This is a genomic window from Variimorphobacter saccharofermentans, from assembly GCF_014174405.1.
GTDB classification, from domain to species: domain Bacteria; phylum Bacillota; class Clostridia; order Lachnospirales; family Lachnospiraceae; genus Mobilitalea; species Mobilitalea saccharofermentans.
Window position 1 is genome coordinate 2,487,618 of record NZ_JACEGA010000001.1, and the last position, 23,037, is coordinate 2,510,654.

Here is a 23,037-nt window from a genome sequence, read left to right on the forward strand (position 1 = left end):
ACAAGTTTACATAATTAGTTTACATAATACATTCTACTAACTCATTCTAAATAAATCAAACTGAAATATATGACAATAATCAATACGTTATTATATTTCAACATTAATCCAAAGCTCTAACTTAATAAAAGGGACTGCAGCATGATATATAAGCAGGGCTATGACTTACCTCACACACAGACGGAATTACATATTACTGTTTTTGTATGTCTCATGCGAATAAGAATATTCGCTTGATTCATACATAATACAGCAATGAGTTCTTCCGACAGTGCATTATGGTAAGTCATAGCCCTGCTTATATATTATGCTGCAGTCCCTTTATTCTTCTACATTATTTTTTTGTAATATTTCGATGACCTGATCCATACATCCAGCAAATTCACGTAATTTTGCGGCAATTTTTTCTCGTTTTACTTTATTCTGCAATGCTTCCAGTGTAATATTAAAGCCTCCTCCTATTGCTTCTAAATCCTCTCCATCCTGCTCATTCCATAAATGTTTCATCTTATCATATAGTCCTCGAATTTCATCCAAATATTTCAATTTCGGATTTAAGGTTTGCGCTTTTTCTAAAAAGCTATGGCAGCAACTACTATTCGTAGCAAGATTGCAGACATAAACCGTATACATTGGCCAATCGTCAAACTCTTCCGGTTTCATATTATCAAACCGACCATTTTCAATATCTGTTGCCCAAGAACGGAACGCCTCCGCACCAAAGCAATATCCCTCTGTTTTTATTGTAAGGAATTTTGGCAAGGAAATAATGCGTTTACGGTAAATCTCAGATAATACTACTTCCTTTTTCTTTTCCCCGACAAAAACCCAACCATTACTTGCCTCTTGTCCAATCATAAGGTCATTTGGAATTAAATCAATGCTTGCTATTCTCTGAGGCTCAGGTTTATCAGAATTCATATATAACAGTGTCTTTCCATAATCCTCATAGCCAACAAATACTCCCCAGCCCCAAAGATTTCTTGGCATCTTACTCCATAGATTAAATATTACCGATACTCCCTTATCTATGTAGGCAATCAGGGTTTGAAGATACATTTCCAGATTGCTAGATAGCTGTTTTAGAGTAACAAAGGTACTTGCGTAACCACACGCTTCAAATATTGATTCAATATATTCCGTATTACCCTTTTCACTCAAGATATAGTCCGTTGCTCCGTCACCTCGAAAATGATCATAGGCATAGACCTGAGCAAAATTGTCCCCTGTTAAGCCTGCAAAAAAACTATAATCATACTCCTTTTCACCCAGGCACTCCATAACGTATTTCGCACATCCGTTAAACCAGTAATTTTCGCCGTAATGCAGCGTAATAACCTGGTGTATGTTCGATATTATATTATTACTCTGTTTCATCGACATAATAAGCTCTCCTTGCTTTATATTTGTTTTGGGGGTCGTTCTTAATTGTGAAACCTTGATGGATTTAAAATACTTCTTTCCCTGTCCATTAGAGCCAATGATAATGGTTTGGGGCTTCTGAAGATATAAATCCATATCCATATATGGGAAGCCTACTCCACAATATCTTACTTCTCCATTGATAATTACTGCGAAATGCTGTTCTCCGACAATCCATGTTAATGTGTTATACTCATTCTTCTTAATTTTACCAAGCTTCGGATAGCAAAAATAGTTCTCAATTATGGGTTGATGAAAGCAAATGGCTTCCTTGGAAAGTCTTTTATCTGCTTTGTTCTCCATATTGATACCAAACATACAATTCCCATGGTAAAATCGGATACTCCCTTCGTCGCTTCCATAACCAAATCGCTCGCTTTCCTCTTCCGGCATAAACTCTATATCAATACGGAATGGTATTCGTACGGAAACATTCGTAGACAGTGTTCTTGCAGTAATAAATCAAATATATTCTGCTTCTCCTGTCTCAAGTATTTTATAATGAGGGTAATTGATGGGTGTTATTTCATTCAACGGAATAGGACATTCATATAATACGGGATTTGCCTGTTCTAATTCTTCTAAGGTAATATCTAATATTTGTTCACCAGGGTCATATTGTTCTGCGATCGGTTGTCGTTTCTTCACAGGTAACAATACATTCACTTTATCCCTTCTGCTATCAGTAGAAATTACGGTTTCTATAAGTGATTCGTGTCTTAATCCTCCATCATGACGATAATCAACTTCATAGTAACTATTATCATCAAAGGTTTTAATCATTCTTTGATGAAACGAAGGGATGTCATCATCTGCATAAATTCCTCCTACAGCAAATAGGCCACCTTCTAATACATAATCTCTATAAGGACTGTCATTGAAGAGTTCATTATCAATTTTTTGGATAATAACAGTCTGAGCATTATCATCCTGATACTCAAATAATGTATGGCTACCCGGAGTACCATAGGGTATTTTATTACTTCCCAGCCAGTCCCAAAATCGATTTACATCGGATATTCCAGTGTCCTTTCGAATACTGGATAACATACGCATGGATGGCAAATCGACTATGGTCAGATCAAGTGGAGTAGAAACGAGATCAGTAAGAGCGGAAAGTCGTTCATAAGTAACCTCACGATTATCATATGAATCTGTTACAAGCTGCTTCTCCATCTTTTCATATAAAAGCGGTAACGCTGAGATATGATTAATACCATTATTTATCATAGCCTGCATAAATTTATTGATAATCTATTTTAATTCCTTCAGTGCAAATATCTCTTGATCAATAGAGTTTATACGTGTTACAAAGCTCTCTACCAGAACTGTCATATCACGACTTTCATATATTCTGATAATATCTTTAATTGGTATTTGCATTTTTCTTAATACGATGATCTGCTTAATCCGCTCTACATTCTCGTTATCGTAAAAACGATATTTTTCGAACTGCATGCGAATACTCTGAATAAGCCCCATTTGTTCATAATAGCGAAGCGTTCGAGAAGAGATGCCTAACTGACTCGTCAAGTCGGTGGTTTTCATCAGCTCCATAGTTTGCCCCCCACATAGTTATTAAATAAGTACGCGTCCTTATTATTAGTTTCATTATACCACTTGACGTTGCGTCAAAGTCAATCGATATTAGTAAAGAAATAAGACTTTCTAATAATATAAAAAAGGCATACTAACTCGAAAAATATCCGATTAGATGCCTGATTATTATTTATAAAGATTAGTAGCTACTTAATGAAGATAATATTTTCCTTCTATTCTGGTAGTAGCGCAGCCACCAAATAAAATTCTGTCTGTGTTGTTTTCTGTATATCGTTTTAATTTTACTACATTCGGATTCTGTAAGGATACACCTTGCTCTATTGAGAAATCTTCCGTCCAGAGATTATTATGAATCAAATAATACCCGAAGGCGGAATTGCCCGAACCTGTCGCTGGATCTTCAAGATATCCAAGCTTACCGTCAACAAAAGAATAATAGGATGTTGCATTAAATATCAGCAGGGATAACTACGGTAAGTAATTATCCCTGCTGATTTATTATACAACATCCCCTATCGGGTATATGTTATGGATTATAATTCATTTACTCTGCGATATCTGCGTACATAAAGAACCAGTATCCGTATGGTGAATGCCAAGCATCTTTAATCTTATCACTTTGTAAGTAGAAGTCATTATAATATGCAATCGGAATACATGCTGCATCTTCCATCATAATATCCTCTGCTTTATGAAGTGCCGCAGAACGTTCTGCCGGATCCGTTGTCTTCCGAGATATCTCCATAGCCGCATCGTATTCCGGATTGTTGTATTTACCATCATTATTTCCGTTGGTACTTATGAACAAGTCTAACATATTCGATGGATCACTGTAATCGCCAACCCATCCGTTTCTGGATATCTGATAATCACCGGCACGACGCATCGGTGTGAAGCTGGACCATTCAACGATTTCAACCTCTAATGTAATTCCAAGCTCAGCCCATGCCTGCTGTAAATACTCTGCAACTACCTTGTGATAACCCATATCGTTGGTACTATAGGTAATAACAGGAAAACCTTCTCCATTCGGATATCCAGCTTCTGCTAATACCTTCTTTGCTTCCTCTAGATTGGCTTTGAAATTGGAAGTATCAATGTAGGGCTTTCCTCCATTCGCATTGTCTATAAAAGGTTTGCCATCCGTATCAATCCAGCCAGGTCCCATAAAGTTGGATGCAGGTGAATAGGTTCCCTGCATTAAGGTACCTGCAACGTACTCACGGTCAACAGCCAGACTTAACGCCTTACGTACTAATTTATTGTTGAAAGGTTCAATGGCATCATTTAAGGAAACATAATAAGTACCGATAATTGGCTCCACATAGAAGTCACTATTACCCTGAAGACTAGGAATCTCCTCTGTCGGTACATCCTTAATCATTAAAACTTCACCGGATTTGTATGCACTATAAGCCGCATTTGAATCCTCCATAAGTACAAATTTAATACTATCTAACTTGATGGCATCTGCATTCCAGTAATTTGGATTTTTCTTCATAGTTATATGGGAGCCAGGTACCCATTCAGAAATATAGAAGGAACCATTTCCAATATAGGTTTCAGCCTTTGTTGCCCATGCGTCTCCATTTGCTTCAATAGTAGCCTGTTGAACGGGACTTAATGTAGCAAATGCAGCAATACTTGCAAAATATGGACAATTCGTTGATAATTCCACTACGAAGGTTTTATCATCCGGTGCAGATACTCCGAGGGCATCTAAGTTACCCGCAATTGCCTCGTCATATCCCTTAACCATGGATAATACTGTTTCTGCATAGGGAGCAGCAACCAATGGATCACATACTCGTTTCCAGCTATATACAAAGTCCTTAGCAGTCAACGGGCTTCCGTCAGACCATTTTAAGCCGTCACGTAAGTGGAAGGTCCATGTCAATCCATCCTCAGACACCTCATAGGTTTCTGCCTGACCTGGAGCAATCTGATTATTCTTGTCAATGATTAATAAGCATTCATGTGTATACAGAAGCATATTACCACCATCAACAGCACTGTTTAATGCTGGATCTATCGTTTCCGGATCCGGACCAATCTGAACAGCCAGTTGCTTCTCTTCTGTAACATTTTTTTCATTCTTGGAATCCGTTTTAGAAGTTGTTTTGCTATCCTTTGAACCACAAGCTGCTAAGCCCATAGTTAAAACCAGAACAACTGCTAGTAAAATAGCCACTTTTCTTTTCATAATATCCTCCTTTTTAATATTAAATATATATATACAATCTGCATAAAGCTTTATACAAACTGTTATACCTCTTAATCAGTTCAAGCGATCCAGATGATGGCAGGCTGTAAAATGTCCAGGAGCCACTTCTCTCCATTCCGGTTCCATCTCCGCACATTGGTTATCCGCATAGGGGCATCTTGTACGGAATCTGCATCCGGAAGGTGGGTTCAGAGGACTTGGCACATCTCCCTTTAGAATAATTCGCTTGCTAGTTCGTGCAGTCTTTGGATCTGCTACCGGAATTGCAGAAATCAGCGATCTGGTATATGGATGCATGTTATGGAAGGCTATTTCGTTACTATCTGCCAGTTCCACCAGCTTACCAAGATACATTACACCGATTCTGTTGGAGATATGTTTTACAACGGATATATCATGAGCTATGAATAAATATGTTAATCCGAACTCCGACTGCAGATCTTCAAACATATTGATCACCTGCGCTTGAATTGAAACATCCAATGCCGATATGGGCTCATCACATATTATAAATTCCGGGTTTACAGCAAGGGCACGGGCAATTCCCACTCTTTGACGTTGTCCTCCGGAGAATTCATGGGCATATCGGTTTGCATGCTCCGAATTAAGCCCCACACTCTCCAACATGGATATAATTCTATCCCGTCTTTCTCCTTTGCTTGAGGCTAATTTATGGATATCAATAGCTTCACCGACAATATCACCTACTGTCATTCTTGGATCAAGACTTGCATAGGGATCCTGAAATACAATTTGCATTTTTTGACGATAGGGCAGCATATTTACTGCAATACGTTTCTCGCTATCATATATCACTTCATTCTTATATGTAATCCGTGCGGAGGTCGGCTCATATAGACGTAGAATACTTCTTCCTGTCGTACTTTTTCCGCATCCGCTTTCTCCAACCAGCCCTAATGTTTCCCCTTTATTGATGTAAAAGGACACATCATCCACAGCTTTTAAGTATCTTTTTCGTTTTCCGAACCCTCCGATAGGGAAATACTGTTTTAAATGTTCTACCTGCAATAATTTTTCACCCATTCAGATTACCTCCCTATCATTCGACATCTCACTTTTTTGGTTCATCCAGCAATATGAAATGTGAGTATCACTAATATTGGTTAACGGTGGCATTTCCTTAAGGCAGATTTTCATGCATTCTGCACATCTGGGTGCAAATGGACACCCCTTAGGAGGATTGAGTAAGTCAACAGGATTTCCCTCAATAGGTACTAATCTTTCGTGTTCCTTTGCATCAAGACGTGGAATACTTCTTAATAATCCCTTGGTATATTCATGCTTCGTATTATAGAAAATCTCATCGGTTGTACCATATTCCACAATCTTTCCGGCATACATAACAGCAATCTTCTCGCACATGCTTGCCACAATTCCTAAATCATGTGTGATCATCATGATGGACATTTGCAGCTTGTCTTTCAACTCCAGCATAAGTTCCAATATCTGTGCCTGGATTGTTACATCCAAAGCCGTCGTTGGCTCATCCGCAATCAGAAGCTTCGGCTCACAGGCTAAGGCAATTGCAATCATGACACGCTGACGCATTCCTCCCGATAACTCGTGGGGATACTGTTTTAATCTCTTCTCCGGTTCGTTAATTCCAACCAGTGTCAGCAATTCGATTGCGCGTTTGCGTGCTTGCTTTTTATCAATATTTTTATGTAATAAAATCACTTCCATGATCTGATTTCCAATGGTAAATACGGGATTTAGACTGGTCATGGGATCTTGAAATATTATAGATATTTCATTGCCTCTGATTTTACGAATCTCTTTTATGGACATTTCATGAATTTTGTGTTCGTTAAACTCCAGGGTTCCGCCAATCAGCTTTCCGGGATGTGCAGTTAAACCCATGAGACTGTAGGCTGTAACGGACTTGCCAGAGCCACTCTCTCCAACAATTCCAAGTACTTCACCCTGATTAAGATGTAAAGATACATCATTCAAGGCTTTTACCTCTCCGGCCGGAGTAAAGAACGAAAGCTTTTCATTTTTAATTTCTACTAAATATTGTCCCATCCTTCCCATCCTTTCGTTAATGCTTCAGCTTGGGGTCAAATGCATCACGCAGTCCATCCCCAAGTAAATTAAAGCTCAATATGATCAGGCTAATTAGTAATGACGGTGCAAATAAGAGGTATGGATAGGTATTTAATCCATTAATCGCATCACTTGCAAGGCTTCCCAAGGACGGCAAAGGTACTGCCACTCCCAATCCCAGAAAGCTTAGGAAGCTCTCCGTGAATATGGAGGACGGAATTTGCAGGGTTGTCGTTACGATTAAGGTTCCAATGCAATTGGTCAGCAGATGCTTTCGTATAATTCTTGAACTTGAAGCTCCCAGAGCTCTTGCTGCGGTGACATACTCACTCTCCTTCAGCATAAGTACCTGACTTCGTACCATACGTGCCATGCCAACCCAATATAACAAAGCGAATACAATAAAAATACTGATCAGATTGACACCAATCGTCTGAATCCATCGAAATCCCGGCAGCTGTGCTAATGCATTCAATGGACTTTTCAGAGCAAAAGACAATAAAACAATCAACAGAATATCCGGTATGGTATAGATAATATCCACAATTCTCATCATGATCAGATCCACCTTACCTCCAAAAAAGGCTGCAACAGCTCCGTAGATGGAACCAATGATCAAGATGATTGCCGTAGCAATCAGTCCAACCAGTAAAGAAATTCTGCTCCCCATCATAATTCTGATGGCATAATCCCTACCTAGCTTATCCGTTCCAAGAATATGCGGAAATACCTTTTCACCAGAATTCATAAGCTCTTTCTCCATCTCCGAGTATTCCATCGGTCTCAAATTCTCAGAACCCTTAAGCTGTGTCTTATAAGAATATGGATAGAACATAGGAACAATAAAGGAACATATCATAATTAATACGATTACAATTAGGCTTACCATCGCCACTTTATTTCTTCTAAGACGTCGCAAGCCGTCTCTCCAAAATCCAACGCTTTCCCGGAGTACAATAAGATTTTCCTTTTCTTCCTCAGTTGCAGGAAGAAAGTCCTCCGGATTCCACTTTTTTTGAAGCGTGATTGAATTACTTTTCATAATAATAGCCATACCTTTCTTCGTAGTCTACAAGCTTGTGATAATCCTATTTCAGCTTTATTCTAGGGTCCACAATCTTATATAGAATATCTACAATAACATTCATAACTACCATCAATGCCGCAAGGAAAATGGTAGTCCCCATAATAACCGTGTAATCTCTATTACTGATGGAGCCGATGAATTCTCCTCCCAAACCTGGGATTGTGAAAATACTTTCTACAATAAAGCTTCCTGTCAAGGTATATGCAATCATAGGACCAAGATATGTAATTACCGGTAATATGGCATTACGAAGAGCATGCTTAAACAGGTATACAAATTGCGATACTCCTTTCGCATCTGCCGTTCTCATATAGTCCTGACCAAGAACATCTAGTAAAGAGGTTCTCATTAGACGCATAATATATGCTGTCGGATAAAAAGACAGCGATATCACCGGCATAATATAATGCTTCCAGGAAGTCAACCCAAAGGTTGGTAAAAGCTTCAGATATACACCAAGGAAATACATCAGCAAGGTGCAGATTACGAAGCTCGGTACTGCGATTCCACAAGTGGATATAACATTAATCAGACTATCTAATGCTTTCCCTCTATGTAATGCTGCCAGACATCCCAGGGGAATTCCCAGAATGAGTGATAATAAGACAGCACAACCACCTATCTTTGCTGATACCGGAAACTTGGTAAAAATAATGGATGATACAGTACGTCCTCTTTGTTTTAAGCTTTCACCAAAATCACCTTTTGCCGCATCGGTAATATAGGTAATATATTGTTGAAACAGTGGTTTATCCAATCCGTATTTCTTTTCTAAGGCTGCCTTGGCAGTCGGGGATATGGCCTTCTCAGAAAGAAAGGGTCCTCCCGGAACCATATTCATTAGAAAGAAAGTTATCGTTGCTACTACAAATACTGTAACTGCTGCCAGTAGCAATCGTTTCATCACATACTTAAGCATTTTCTTTCTCCTTTTCTGTAATTAATTGAGTTTTTATTTCATAATTCCAAATACATCATATATGCAAAATACCATATTTTTCATATACCACCATTATTTTCACATGATTTAATTCTATATTTATCTTAGAGGCATGTCAATAGTTAGTTGAAAAGAGGAGCATTATAATACAGCACAATTTCGCACAAAAAAAGAGCAATTTCAAATCAGATTCGAAATGCTCCAATCGATATATTTCAATAATACCAGTATCACTATAAAGTAATCTCCAACGATCATTTAATGATTCGGACTCCTGCGAAATTGGTTCGGAGTAACGCCTGTATTCTTTTTAAACTGCCGGAAAAAATGTTCCATGTTTCGATATCCGCACAGTGTTGCAATTTCAGCGATTGAATAATGATTATATAGTAAATGCTTTTTAGCCAGATTAATCCGACTGTTAATGACGTCCTCCATACATGAAACACCAAATGCGTTCTTATAGATATCCTCCAGATAGCCAACGCTGACATTCAGCATTTCTGCCATCTTCGATACTGACCATTCTAAATTCGGATGACGGTATATCTCCTTTTTCAGATTATTGAGATTTTTATAAAGAGGGGATACCTGCTTATAATGATAGGATTCCAGAAGCTTATTAAATAAAATCCTAAGTAAATAATCTATGGATATATCCTTATAGTCATTGTTTAGGATATGCTCTGATACTAATAACTGATATAATCTATGGCAATATGCAGGATCAAGGATCGGAAATGGCTCACCACTGGTAATAGGAGAATTCGTTACATAGGTTTCATCCGTATCAAAACGAATCCAATCATTAATATAGCTATCGGTACTGGCACGATAATATATTTTCTGGTGTGGCTTATATAATACTGCGCAATTCGAAGGGAATTCTTTTAATTCGTTTTCCACCAAAAAGATGGCCGGTGTTTTCGTAAGAAGAAGCAGCCAGCAATCATGTCCTTCCGGAACATCAAATATAAAGTCACCCGAATGTGTAGCATCATATTCAACATATCGTATATGATTCATGATTGATCCTCCCGGTTCGTACCTAACATTCTCCAATATGTATTACCACTAACTTAACATCTATATTGATTACCCTGACAATAATTATAATAGGTTCTGGTAGCAAGTCAATAAACTTTGAAATAATAATTAGGGGCTGTAGCATAATATTAGCAGGAGCTATGACTTATCTAACACACAGACGTAAGGACGGATTACTGATTTTGTATGTCTCATGTGAACATGAATGTTCGCATGAGACATACAAAATACAGCAATTTATCCTTCCGACAGTGCATTATGGTAAGTCATAGTCCCTGCTAATATATTAGGAAACATCCCTTTACCTATACTTAATATACAATTTATTGTTCCTATTCAAGATGTCTATTATATCCTTATTCCAGAGTAAAGGAAGCAAGACTCGCACTTCCACTTCCCTTATAGGTGATATAGATTGCATGAACACCATCCGGTATTGTGATATCTGCTGAATATTCCTTCCATACATTCGAAAAACCAACGGGAATGGAACCTAATACTTCGCCATCCCAAGTAGTTTTCACTTCAAAATCACCTCTGCAATATCCGCGTACTTTAATCTTAAACTTCTTAATACCCTTACAGTCGAAATATTTAAATCCGGCTGTTGCAGAGTCTTTCATATTTTGAATATAGCCGATCTCTTCATCCCCGTCTTTTCCGTCCTGCGTAATCTTAGGAAATTGATTATTCATCCATGCACCTGTAAAATCGGTATAGATGGATTCTTCCTTGCAGAATAGATTACATGCAAGATAAGCCGGGTATTCACCGTATCCCTTTAGCGGACCATTATTCGCTCCGCAGGAGGTAAGCTCCACTTGCGGAATAGATCCATCCTCAAGAATTTCGATTTTCTCCATACAGCCCTGTCTGCTGAAATTCGTACCATTCGTATGTCTATGATAGAAAATATACCATTGGCCATTGATTTCTATAATGCTACCATGATTGTTACCGCCATAATACATTGGTTTGTTGGCAGGCTTATAGGTATCTATATGAAGATCACAGTTGCTTACTATAACTCCTCCATACACAAAATCCTTGGTTGGATGTTTACTGGTAGCATAACATAACTCATGCATAAGAATAGAGGAATATACAAAATAATAGGTGTCTCCTTTTTTTCTAATGGAAGGAGCCTCAAAAAACTCATGTCCCTCAAAGCTGCTACCCTTACCATAAGGTTCACTTGGAGCAATGAATACAGGATCTTCAATAATTGTAAGCATGTCCGGTCCAAGTACTGTTGCCATTGCACCTGATCTTGATTTATCACCTCTACCACAAAAACCGGTATAAAGATACGTAATATCTCCTTCCGTAAGTACTCCTGGATCAAATTGAGGCTCATCTCCCTCTCTCTCTCCCAGAATGGTTCCATCCTTATAATGTACGTATCCGTAGAATTCATATTTACCTGCCGGCGTATCACATACAGCAACGGATACAATGGAACTCTTACTGCCAACATAATAAAGATAATATCTGCCATCCGGACCCACTGTTACATCTGGCGCATAGAGACAGCTATCACGATCTTCATTATCCTCTATATCGGTTGCCTTATAGATTACACCTTCATATCTCCAATCTGAGAGATCATCGGCCGGCGCGGACCAGCATACATAATCATTTAAGCAATAGGCATATCCGTTAAAACGATCATGGGAGCCATAGACATAGACTCTGCCATTGAATACATATGGTTCACCATCAGGGATATATTCCCATGACGGAAGATAAGGATTTAGTCCTTGTTTCATCATTTTTAGCAACTCCTTTGTATTATCAGATTATGTTCCACAATAAATTATATAAGATACGGCATCATGATACAATGATTTATACTCAGAACAAATTGCACTATCTTAAACTCAGAATTTGATTAAACTTTTATAAAAATGAAACGGAGTTTTTGATCAGAATAAATTCTATTCCAAAAACTCCTATCTCTTCTGTATATCCTCTTATTCATCAAATTTCTTTAAATTCTCTTCAATTCTTATCCTACTATTCTCATACGAATTAATCTTATAGTCCAGATACTCTAACGTAGTATGAAGCTCCTTTATTTTTTTTACGATTTTACTTCTCTGTTCAACCAATAATTTTTTTCTTTGTTCTATTGTCTTATCTCCCTGTTGGAACAAAGATACATACTCAATCAGAACCTCAATGGGTAATCCTGCACTTCTCATAAACTTGATAAACTGAATCCAGCTACAGTCATTTTCATTATAATCGCGGTTACCACTATGATTGCGTTTAACAGGAGGTAATAATCCAACTCTTTCATAGTATCGTAACGTATCTGGAGTGATATCATATTTTTTACTAACCTCAGCAATTGTCATAGTAAACCCTTCCATCAATATAGATTATTTTATAAACACATCTGAAAAAAACGATCAATATCCTATATATTTAATATTTTAAAGCCGGAATCACATCATTCCAACATGCTTTTCTCGCCATAAGCTCATAATTAGAATCATCACTATTTCACTGCTTTTTCATTATATTACCCTTTGGAGTGTACTCCATGTCAATACCTGTTTACATAACCTTTTGGGGCTGATACAATATGTTACAGCCCCATATCATATTTTAATTATTATGTAGTATTATATACGCTTTCTCCTCTAATTCTGCAATCTGCATGAACTTCTTCGGTATTTCCTCCAGAGTATTGCTGTTGCTACATAGAAATTGAATGATATTGTCTGTTATTTCTTCGAATATATCTCCGCTCCTAAGAAATAAGTCACCGGCATTCGTCCAATCCTTTCGATTGTATTGATCGCCAAGAGTCATAAGCATCCTACCCAAACGGTCACAATTTCCTTTATAGCAAATCTCTTCTGTTTCCGTATGCAACCCCATGAGCTGGTCTGGAATCTTCGGTACCATTCCGAAATATTCTATAAGACCGGTTAATGCGTTTTTATAGATTTCAGCTGGCATTTCTTCTTTATAGCTTGAAAACTCTGCAGCTATTTTCCGTAAAGCGTTGATTCCGATAAAAGAAGGCTTTTTCTTTAACTGATCTGCTGCTTTTCGCTTTAAGCAGGTATTTGCAAGTTCATATACACTCGGTAATTCCTCCGGAAGTGAGAAACGAATAAATCCATTCTTATCTCCAACTGCATTCTTTTCAATTAGCCAGGCTCTTTCCAATTCAGCATATGGGAGAGATTGCATTTCTTTCCTTCCACAGTCATAAAGATATATGCATCCCTTATCATCATCATAGCCGATCATCAGCACATAATGCATTGGGATATGCTGTTCATGATACATTTTCAGATATGGTAAATGATACATATCAAGAGGTCCAAGAATGACAGGATTTCCATTATCAATTTCTTTTTTAATGGAACGAAATGCATACTCCAATGTTCTTCCTTCAGATATTTTATACTGCAATCCAATTTCGTTCTTAATCTTGTTATAGGTATACCTTGTTCTTCCATCACATACGCTAAGCATGATCGGGCGAGCAGGGTCATGAAATCTAAGATATACATTCTCTCCATAGCTGCTCAGAGCAAGGAAGAAAGCTTCCGGAACCTCCTCCCCTCTCTTTGAGACATAGACATCCTCTATACCGTTCCACATGCAGGTACCATCACACATATGATGTCTGATATTAATGATTCTCTTACTCATTCTATCCTTTCCATAAAGCTTTATTTTCACATTTTCTATGACGTCACAGAGATATCATAAACCCTTACGCAGTACGAGAGTCAATCCCTTTTTTTACAATTGGAAAGCATAATTCTGTTACATAGCTTTCTTCTGAAGTACTTTCCCTTGGAGAATTATGGTATATTGAGAATGGCTTTCCCGATATCTCATAATCGTTGTTTTCCAGCCATATTGCCATAACGGTATTAATGGAACTTATTTTAAGATAACTTCCTTGAAATATGAAGGATGCAACCTTACACCTCGGAATTCGATATATCTTCAAATTATCGTGGCATATCTGCTCCTTATCCACTGATAACATAACCTCTACATCCAGATTGTTTTCATCATTTCTTTCATGAGTCATGGCCATCGCCATGGCATTCGATGATACCTTAATTCCCTGCTTACTGCACTCTTCCATAATAGTACTCCATAGTATCCCTTCATGAGAAAATTCCTGAATTCTGTTACGATAGCTAACTACCCACATCTCCGGTATATCCTTGGTAACTATGGAAAGTACATCCGCTTCCCCTTCCCCATTTAGTTTTATTGTTTCTCTTATTTTAGTAATCTGATTTTGAATCAGTTTTGCTTCTTCTTTACTAGCTAATTTGTCTCGCAGTAAAACTTGCATTTCTTGCTGGTTCATGGATTTTGCTTCAATTATTTGCTCCAAACGAAAGCCCATGGCTTTCATGGCCACTATTCGATTGGAATGGACAAGCTGCTCTTTGTCATAATAGCGATATCCACTCATTGGATCTACATGCTCCGGTACCAGTAACCCTATCTTGTCATAGTGTCGCAGCATGTTTATACTAATTCCTGACAAAGCAGAGAACTCTCCAATTCTTAACATAACATCATTCCTTCCATTCCCCGGACCATCGTTATCACAAGCGCCCTTGAACAACAATATGAATCCTTCTTCATAACTGTAGTTTTGTATATTGTAGCACTTTTTTTAGTTATAATTCAATATAACAAAGGACATATTATACTCTGTCAAAATGAATGATGAATGAAAAAATGTTTCAAGCGTATATTAATATGCAGAAATACCTTCTCTGACAAAAAAATCATGAAGAAACATTTCTGCTTCTTCATGATTTCTTTTATATTACACCAGTTTAATATAGTGCATCTTCACCTGATTCTTTTGTTCTGATTCTGATAACATCCTCAACATTGGATATAAAAATTTTACCATCGCCTTCTTCACCGGTATACGCTTTCTCGAGGATGATTTTCGTAACCTGGTCCAGAATTTCATCCTTCACTACTAATTCTATGCTAACCTTTGGTATTAGGTCAATTTCATATTTTTCTCCTCGCCAGGATCGTACAATACCTTTTTGAATACCCTGCCCCATTACTTCTGTAATCGTGATTCCGCCATAACCTTCCACGGTTTCTAATGCGTAACGAATATCCGATAATTTCTCCGGTCGAACAATTGCTTTTACTTGCTTCATTCAATTCACCTCTCCCTTCCGTTTTAATATACCTTGGTTTTCTTTGATTCTTCTTTGGTATTTACATCCTCTAACAAATGAATATAATTGATTTTTCTAGTTAAAAACTCTGGATAAGCTTCATTTCCATGTTCACCAATGTCAAGACCATTCAACTCTTCTTTCACAGATACACGAAGTCCAATCGTTGCTTTTATGAGAAGCCATGCAATTGCGCTTGCTACAAGTACGAATGCGCCAACAGTAACAACACCCAATGCCTGAACTCCTAATTGCTTGAAGCCGCCGCCGAATAATAGGCCGTTAACTTCATTTCCATTCACTCCCTGTTCTGCAAACAGACCGATGGATAGTGTACCAAAGACACCATTTGCCAAGTGAACAGCTGTTGCACCAACCGGATCATCCAATTTCATCTTATCAAAGAACAATGATGCAAATACTACTAATACACCTGATATGGCACCAATAATGATGGAGCTGGTAACACTTACATAAGCACATGCCGGTGTAATCGCAACTAAACCTGCCAGTAATCCGTTAATTGACATACTCATATCCGGTTTTCCAAGTTTAATCCATGCTGTTGCAGTAGCAACTAGAATACCCATGATACCAGCCATATTGGTAGTTACCAGGATATGACCAATTGCTTCCGGTTCAGCTGCCATGGTAGAACCAGGATTAAATCCAAACCAGCCAAACCAAAGAATTAATGCTCCGATTGTCGCCAGAGATACGCTATGTCCAGGTATCGCATTAATTTTACCGGATTTTGAGTATTTTCCAATTCTAGGTCCGAGAATTGCGATACCACTAAGCGCTGCCCATCCTCCAACGGAATGGACTGCGGTACCTCCTGCAAAATCAAGGAAGCCTAATTCAGACAACCAGCCGCCACCCCAGATCCAATGACCGGTAATCGGATAGATAACCAATGTTAAGATTAAAGAAAATACAATAAACGAGATGTACTTTATTCTCTCAGCAACTGCTCCTGATACAATTGTTGCTGCAGTTCCACAAAATACTAACTGAAAAAAGAATTTTACCCAAAATGGTATACCTGCCCAGGAAATTGCAGAATAAACTCCTTCATAGGCTGCTCCAGTGTTGGGGGAATTATCGGCACCGGAAGCAAAGAATAATCCTTTCATACCAATAAAACCATTACCATCACCAAACATAAGGCCCCATCCCAATATAAAGAACCCTAAGGATGACACTGCAAAGACTATAAAGTTCTTTGACATAATGTTTACTGTGTTCTTAGATCGAGCCATACCGCTTTCTAAGGTTGCAAAACCTAAATTCATAAAAAACACTAACATTGCGGCTAAGACTACCCATAGGGTATCAAGAATAACTTTTGTTTCCATATTCATTCCTTCTTTCTTTTAATTTTAATTTATGAAAAGAGGGCGCTCAATCATTTCAGATTAAACGCCCTCGTTTTTTTGTAATGTTATATGTTGTATTTTGTTCGTGTAAACCAAGTCTTCTTTTTTTCTTATATGGTTAGGTAATCAAAAGTCAACATATTAGGAATCCAATGAATATATACGCTAATATTCATTTTACAGCTTAATTCGATCTTTTGACGTCCTTCCTTATATATCAAAATGAGCGCTCAATCATTCCTGATTAAACGCCCTCGTTTTTGTGCTATTACTTTCTATATTTGGTTCAAATTAACCAATTCTGTATTCATTTCACTATATTGACTATTAAGACTATCAACTAAAGCATCTGCTGTGTCAATGGAAGTCAGACAAGGTATTCCTAACTGAACTGCCTTTCTTCTCAACCTGACACTATCTCTGATGGGATCTCTGCCCTTTGCTGATGTGGAAATAATATAGCTTACTTTTCCACTTTCTATCAGCCTGATTGCTGCTATATGTCCTTCTCTTACAATATCAACAACATCAACCTCTATCCCTGCCTCGCGAAGAACTTCAGCGCTTCCATTGGTAGCATAAAGCTTAAAGCCTAACGAAGCAAATTTTTTAGCAATGCCTGGCATTTCTTCTTTATCATCATCACGAACACTGATAAACACTCCACCTGATCTGCACAGGTTATATCCCGCTGCTACCAGGCCCTTATACAGACTTTCCTGCAGGTTCCTTCCAATACCAAGTACCTCTCCTGTAGATTTCATTTCAGGACCCAGCTGCGTATCCAAATCGGATAGTTTTTCAAATGAAAATACCGGAACCTTGGACGATACATAGGTTGTAGATACTTGATAGCAATCTGTGCCATAGCCTAAATCTGATAGCTTCATCCCTAAGCTTACCTTTACGGCCAGCTCACAGATTGGTAAATTGGTAACCTTACTAAGATAAGGGATGGTTCTGGATGCTCTTGGATTTACCTCTATAATATAAATCTCTCCCTGTGTTACAATAAACTGAATGTTTATCAAGCCCTTGGCCACGATTGCAAGACATATTTTCTTGGTAAGCTTCGTAATTCTATCTACCGTCTCTTCATCAATATGTGGTGCAGGGTAAACAGCAATACTGTCACCGGAATGGACACCAGTTCTTTCAATATGTTCCATGATTCCAGGTATTAAAATATCCTCACCATCACATATTGCATCTACCTCTATCTCCCTGCCACTAATATATTTATCAATGAGTACCGGACTATTCGGGTTTGTGCTCAGAATGATATTCATATACTCTTTAACGTCATCATTGTTGTAAGCAATGATCATATTCTGACCACCGAGTACATAGGAGGGTCGAATAAGAACCGGATAAGTCAGCGTATTGGCCACCTCAAGAGCTTCTGTTATTGTCATTACCGCATATCCCTTCGGTCTTTGTATCCCAATCTGCTCAAGCAGGTTATCAAATCGTTTCCGATCCTCCGCCATATCAATACTATCCGCTGAAGTACCAAGGATTGGTATTCCTGCACGATCTAACGCTTTCGTTAGCTTAATCGCCGTTTGACCACCAAAGGTAACTACTACTCCAATTGGCTGCTCCTGCTTCACGATATGAAGTACGTCCTCTTCACAGGGAGGTTCAAAATACAGCCTGTCACCGATATCAAAATCTGTAGAAACCGTTTCTGGATTATTATTAATAACAATAACCTCGTAACCCATCTTCTTTAGAGTCCATACACACTGAACACAAGCATAATCAAATTCAATACCCTGACCTATACGAATCGGACCTGAACCGAATACAATAATTCTCTGCTTATCGGATTTCTGAATGAAATCCTCCGCCTCATTTTTGGTTCCCATCTCTATTGTATCATAGGAGGAGTAGAAATAAGGTGTTTCTGCTTGAAATTCCCCTCCACAGGTATCAACCATCTTATAAACAGGAGACTGTGGATTCTTTATTTTTGTGTTGCTGATCGCTTCGATAGTTTCATCCAGATAGCCCAGACGCTTTCCTTCCGTGTACAATTCTTCGGTCAGCTGATTTTCCTTTAATCTCTTCTCATACTGAACCAATTTGACAAGGCGATATAAAAACCATCGATCTATCTTAGATATCTCATGAATTGTGTCTACCGTTATTCCTCTTTTCAATGCTTCAAATATATAGAATAACCGTTCATCCGTTGCACTTTTTATTTGATGCATGAGTTCGTCATCCGACACGTTAGAACACTTGTCACAATTTAACGTTTTTCTTCCGATCTCAGCTCCTCTTACCGCCTTCATCAATGCTGCCTCGAAGGTATCTGCAATACTCATAACCTCTCCGGTTGCCTTCATCTGGGTGCCTAGATTACGGTCTGCATAGACGAATTTGTCAAAGGGCCATTTCGGAAACTTAACAGCAACATAATCCAATGTTGGCTCAAAGGCCGCATAGGTTTTACCTGTTATCTGGTTCATGATTTCGTCTAAGGTATAGCCTATCGCTATTTTGGTTGCAACCTTCGCTATGGGATAGCCGGTTGCTTTTGATGCTAATGCGGAGGAACGGGATACTCTTGGATTTACCTCGATAACCGCATATTCAAAAGAGTCTGGATTTAATGCAAATTGGCAATTGCAACCACCCTCCACCTTCAGTGCATCCACAATCGATAACGCCGCAGATCGAAGCATCTGATATTCTTTATCTGCAAGTGTGATAGCCGGAGCAATAACAATACTGTCCCCGGTATGTATTCCTACCGGATCAAAGTTCTCCATGGAACAAACGGCTATGGAATTACCTGCCTTATCACGCATCACCTCAAACTCAATTTCTTTCCAGCCTGCTACAGATTTCTCTATAATGACCTGATGAATTGGTGATAAGCGTAACCCGTCACCAGCTATCTTACGAAGACTTTCTTCATCTTCCGCTATTCCACCACCAGATCCACCCAAGGTAAAGGCAGGACGGACTACCACAGGATATCCAAGACGATTTGCACAGCTAACTGCACTCTCCATGTTATATACCACTTCAGAAGGGATCACCGGCTGTCCTATGCTTTCCATAGTTTCTTTAAATAACTGACGATCCTCAGCTTTATCTATGGTTTCCGGTAAAGAGCCAAGTAAAACCACATTATTTTCTTCTAAAAAATACTCCTTCGCCAGCTGCATACAAAGTGTTAATCCTGTCTGACCTCCTAGTCCTGATAATATGCTGTCTGGCTTTTCCTTAAGTATAATTCGTTTTATGGTAGCTAAGGTGAGTGGTTCAATGTAAATATGATCTGCCATTGCCTGATCCGTCATGATTGTGGCCGGATTGGAATTCACCAGTACAGTTTCAATACCAGCTTCCTTAAGTACTCTGAGCGCCTGTGTACCAGCATAATCAAACTCTGCTGCCTGCCCAATCACGATAGGACCGGATCCAATGAGAAGTACCTTCTTAATATCCTTATTTAGCGGCATTCCTACTCACCTCCAAGAGTTTGATAAATTTATCAAATAAAAACAGGGTATCCTGTGGTCCTCCGCATCCTTCCGGATGAAACTGTACAGAGAAGATTGGCTGATTTTTATATTCCACTCCTTCACAGGTATTATCATTTCGATTAAAAAATGTCATTGTTGCTATTGATTCATCTATGGATAACTGATCTACCGCATAGCCATGATTCTGACTACTCATGTAGACCTTTCCTGTAGCAACTTCCTGAACCGGCTGATTCGATCCACGATGTCCATAGGTTAGTTTTCTTGTTTCAAATCCACTGGCTAGTGCAAGAAGCTGATGTCCAAGACATATTCCGAAAATCGGAAGCCCCGTCTTTATGATTTCTTTTAAGTTTTCTATCACTACCTCATTATCCCGTGGGTCGCCCGGACCGTTGGATAACATGATACCATCCGGCTTCACTGCCAGAATATCATCCTTTGTGGCATCATAAGGAAATATGACCAGATCACAACCTCTTCTTAATAGCTCTCGCTTTATATTCTCCTTTAATCCAAAATCAAGAAGCGCTACCTTATACTTAGTTTCTTCGGACTTCACTTCATATTTCGATTTCGTACTGACAGAGGCTACGGGATTTTTCAATACATGTTCCTCCCAATGAATCGTGTCAGCTGATTTCGGGTTTGTTGTTATCATTCCTCTAAGATTACCATATTCACGAATTATTTTGGTAAGAGCTCTTGTATCAATTCCATATAATCCGGGTACATTTTGCTTTTTTAAAAAATGATCCAGAGTTTCTTCATTTCGAAAGTTCGACGGCTCATGACACCACTCTTTTACTATTACTGCAGCTGCTTTCACCGATTTACTCTCAAAATCAGTGGATATTATCCCGTAATTACCAATCATGGGAAAAGTATGAACAATGATTTGTCCACAATAGCTGGGATCTGTCAATGTCTCAATATAACCGGTCATCCCTGTGGTGAAGACGATCTCGCCTACTGCTTCGTGCTTTGCACCAAAGCTCTTTCCTTTAAATATATCACCATTTTCTAATACTAAATATAATTCCTCTGACATATCCAACATATCTCCCCTATCTGCTACCTAACAGCTATGTGACGATCAATTGCTTCTGCAGCTCTTTTTCCTTCTGCCATACCCCACACTACTAAGCTTTGTCCTCTTCTGGCATCACCACAGGCAAAAACATTATTACGGTTGGTTTCATATGTGTGAGTATCTGCCTGGATATTTCCTCGATTATCTGTAGCCAAATCAAGCTCCTCGATGATAGTATGCTCAGGTCCCAGAAATCCCATGGCGATTAAAACAAGATCTGCCTGATAGAAGGCTTCACTTCCTGCAATCGGTATCGCAACAGGCTTACCATTCCGTAGCTTCCATTCCAGTTTTACGGTATTAAGACCTTTTACAGCCCCATTCTCCGCTTTTACTATTTCTGTAGTAGATATATCGTATATTCTCGGATCCTCTCCAAATACATGGATGGCTTCCTCCTGACCGTAATCAGTCTTGAGTACCCTGGGCCATTCCGGCCATGGATTATTCGTACTATTTCTTTGATCTGCTGGTTTGGAGGTAATCTCAAATTGATGAACTGATTTTGCTCCTTGACGGATGGCCGTTCCAACACAATCCGTACCAGTATCTCCACCCCCGATTACTATGACATGCTTATCCCTCGCGTCCATATCAGGGTCAATGGAATAATCGTTCTCCAATAGATGTCTGGTACTTGCTTTCAGATAATCAATGGCCAGGTATACTCCCTTTGCATCCATCCCCGGAACATTCAGGTTTCTTGCCTTCGTTGCTCCTACTGCAAGAAGTACCGCATCATAATCCTCCAATAAATCAGAAGCCTTGACATCCTTTCCTACTTCCTTATTACACTGGAAATCTACTCCCAGCTTCTCCATAAGATCCAGTCGCCTTCGTACAATCTTTTTATCGAGCTTCATGTTCGGAATTCCATACATCAATAGTCCACCCGGCTCTTCCTGTCTTTCAAAAACGGTAACCTTATGCCCACGGATTGCCAGATACCATGCTGCAGAAAGTCCTGCGGGACCTGAACCAACAATTGCTACCCGTTTTCCTGTATCAGGTTGTTTTTCTGCCTGTACCCAGTTATTTGCAAAGGCTCTCTCAATAATCTCATATTCAATGTTACATATGGATACCGATTTTGTTACATGTCCTTCCGTACAGGAACCCTCACAAGGAGCGGGACACACCCTTGCGGTAAATTCAGGAAAGGGACTGGTACGACTAAGTCTGCGGTAAGCCTCTTCCCAGTTGCCATGATAAACCAGATTGTTCCATTGAGGGATTAGGTTGTTTAGTGGACAACCAGATACCATACCATTTAACATAATACCGCTATGGCAAAAGGGTATTCCGCAATCCATACATCTGGCTGCCTGTAATTGTAGCTCCTCTTCGCTGTAATGCCCTTTTAATTCCTCCCAATCCCCGATCCGTAACATGGGATCTCTCTTTTGGGGATCATAACGATCATATTCTAAAAATCCAGTTGGTTTTCCCATATTAATTACCATGCCTTTCTATACAGCCTGTAAGCCTATGACAACAGGCACAAATTGACGTAA

19 protein-coding genes are annotated in these 23,037 nt (G+C 38.9%); all 19 read right to left on the reverse strand.

Translation table 11 applies throughout. The features are described from left to right. Nucleotides 1-321 precede the first annotated feature (321 nt). A complete protein-coding gene (locus H0486_RS10920) occupies nt 322-1,815 on the reverse strand; it encodes a hypothetical protein (protein WP_228353033.1) in 1,494 nt (497 codons plus the stop codon). A gap of 69 nt (nt 1,816-1,884) precedes the next feature. Then, nucleotides 1,885-2,652 (reverse strand): GyrI-like domain-containing protein, encoded by a 768-nt coding sequence (locus H0486_RS10925; protein ID WP_228353034.1) that lies wholly within the window; start codon nt 2,650-2,652, stop codon nt 1,885-1,887. Nucleotides 2,653-2,676: 24 nt separating this feature from the next. After that, entirely contained in the window at nt 2,677-2,979 is a 303-nt protein-coding gene (locus H0486_RS10930) for a MerR family transcriptional regulator (protein WP_228353035.1), read from the reverse strand. Nucleotides 2,980-3,171: 192 nt separating this feature from the next. Continuing rightward, complete coding sequence (locus tag H0486_RS18780; protein WP_323163567.1) at nt 3,172-3,444, reverse strand: PhzF family phenazine biosynthesis protein; 273 nt, start codon at nt 3,442-3,444, stop codon at nt 3,172-3,174. Nucleotides 3,445-3,526: 82 nt separating this feature from the next. Further along, nucleotides 3,527-5,185 (reverse strand): peptide ABC transporter substrate-binding protein, encoded by a 1,659-nt coding sequence (locus tag H0486_RS10940; RefSeq protein WP_228353036.1) that lies wholly within the window; start codon nt 5,183-5,185, stop codon nt 3,527-3,529. 75 nt (nt 5,186-5,260) lie between these two features. Next, entirely contained in the window at nt 5,261-6,250 is a 990-nt protein-coding gene (locus H0486_RS10945; protein WP_228353037.1) for an ABC transporter ATP-binding protein, read from the reverse strand. Next, the gene (locus tag H0486_RS10950) at nt 6,251-7,252 is read right to left on the reverse strand and encodes an ABC transporter ATP-binding protein (RefSeq protein ID WP_228353038.1); all 1,002 of its coding nucleotides are present in this window, start codon (nt 7,250-7,252) and stop codon (nt 6,251-6,253) included. Nucleotides 7,253-7,268: 16 nt separating this feature from the next. Beyond that, entirely contained in the window at nt 7,269-8,327 is a 1,059-nt protein-coding gene (locus H0486_RS10955) for an ABC transporter permease (protein ID WP_330594499.1), read from the reverse strand. Nucleotides 8,328-8,361: 34 nt separating this feature from the next. Continuing rightward, nucleotides 8,362-9,279, reverse strand: coding sequence for an ABC transporter permease (locus H0486_RS10960; RefSeq protein WP_228353039.1), 918 nt, complete (start codon nt 9,277-9,279; stop codon nt 8,362-8,364). A gap of 279 nt (nt 9,280-9,558) precedes the next feature. Continuing rightward, complete coding sequence (locus tag H0486_RS10965) at nt 9,559-10,326, reverse strand: AraC family transcriptional regulator (RefSeq protein WP_228353040.1); 768 nt, start codon at nt 10,324-10,326, stop codon at nt 9,559-9,561. A 377-nt stretch (nt 10,327-10,703) separates the two neighbouring features. After that, entirely contained in the window at nt 10,704-12,119 is a 1,416-nt protein-coding gene (locus tag H0486_RS10970; protein WP_228353041.1) for a family 43 glycosylhydrolase, read from the reverse strand. A gap of 201 nt (nt 12,120-12,320) precedes the next feature. After that, the gene (locus H0486_RS10975; RefSeq protein ID WP_228353042.1) at nt 12,321-12,707 is read right to left on the reverse strand and encodes a MerR family transcriptional regulator; all 387 of its coding nucleotides are present in this window, start codon (nt 12,705-12,707) and stop codon (nt 12,321-12,323) included. Between the two features lie 253 nt (nt 12,708-12,960). Continuing rightward, nucleotides 12,961-14,022: a BtrH N-terminal domain-containing protein gene (locus tag H0486_RS10980; protein WP_228353043.1), complete on the reverse strand. Its 1,062-nt coding sequence runs from the start codon at nt 14,020-14,022 to the stop codon at nt 12,961-12,963. Nucleotides 14,023-14,086: 64 nt separating this feature from the next. After that, nucleotides 14,087-14,968 carry a MerR family transcriptional regulator gene (locus tag H0486_RS10985; protein ID WP_228353044.1) on the reverse strand — a complete coding sequence of 294 codons (882 nt, stop codon included), beginning with the start codon at nt 14,966-14,968 and terminating at the stop codon, nt 14,087-14,089. Nucleotides 14,969-15,182: 214 nt separating this feature from the next. Continuing rightward, complete coding sequence (locus H0486_RS10990; RefSeq protein ID WP_228353045.1) at nt 15,183-15,527, reverse strand: P-II family nitrogen regulator; 345 nt, start codon at nt 15,525-15,527, stop codon at nt 15,183-15,185. Between the two features lie 23 nt (nt 15,528-15,550). Then, nucleotides 15,551-16,906 carry an ammonium transporter gene (locus H0486_RS10995; protein ID WP_228353046.1) on the reverse strand — a complete coding sequence of 452 codons (1,356 nt, stop codon included), beginning with the start codon at nt 16,904-16,906 and terminating at the stop codon, nt 15,551-15,553. Nucleotides 16,907-17,202: 296 nt separating this feature from the next. Beyond that, nucleotides 17,203-20,406, reverse strand: coding sequence for a carbamoyl-phosphate synthase large subunit (carB, locus tag H0486_RS11000; protein WP_228353047.1), 3,204 nt, complete (start codon nt 20,404-20,406; stop codon nt 17,203-17,205). Beyond that, the gene (locus H0486_RS11005; protein ID WP_228353048.1) at nt 20,393-21,481 is read right to left on the reverse strand and encodes a carbamoyl phosphate synthase small subunit; all 1,089 of its coding nucleotides are present in this window, start codon (nt 21,479-21,481) and stop codon (nt 20,393-20,395) included. Before H0486_RS11005 ends, carB begins: the two co-directional genes overlap by 14 nt. A gap of 23 nt (nt 21,482-21,504) precedes the next feature. Next, nucleotides 21,505-22,974: a glutamate synthase subunit beta gene (locus H0486_RS11010; RefSeq protein ID WP_228353049.1), complete on the reverse strand. Its 1,470-nt coding sequence runs from the start codon at nt 22,972-22,974 to the stop codon at nt 21,505-21,507. Nucleotides 22,975-23,037 lie beyond the last annotated feature (63 nt).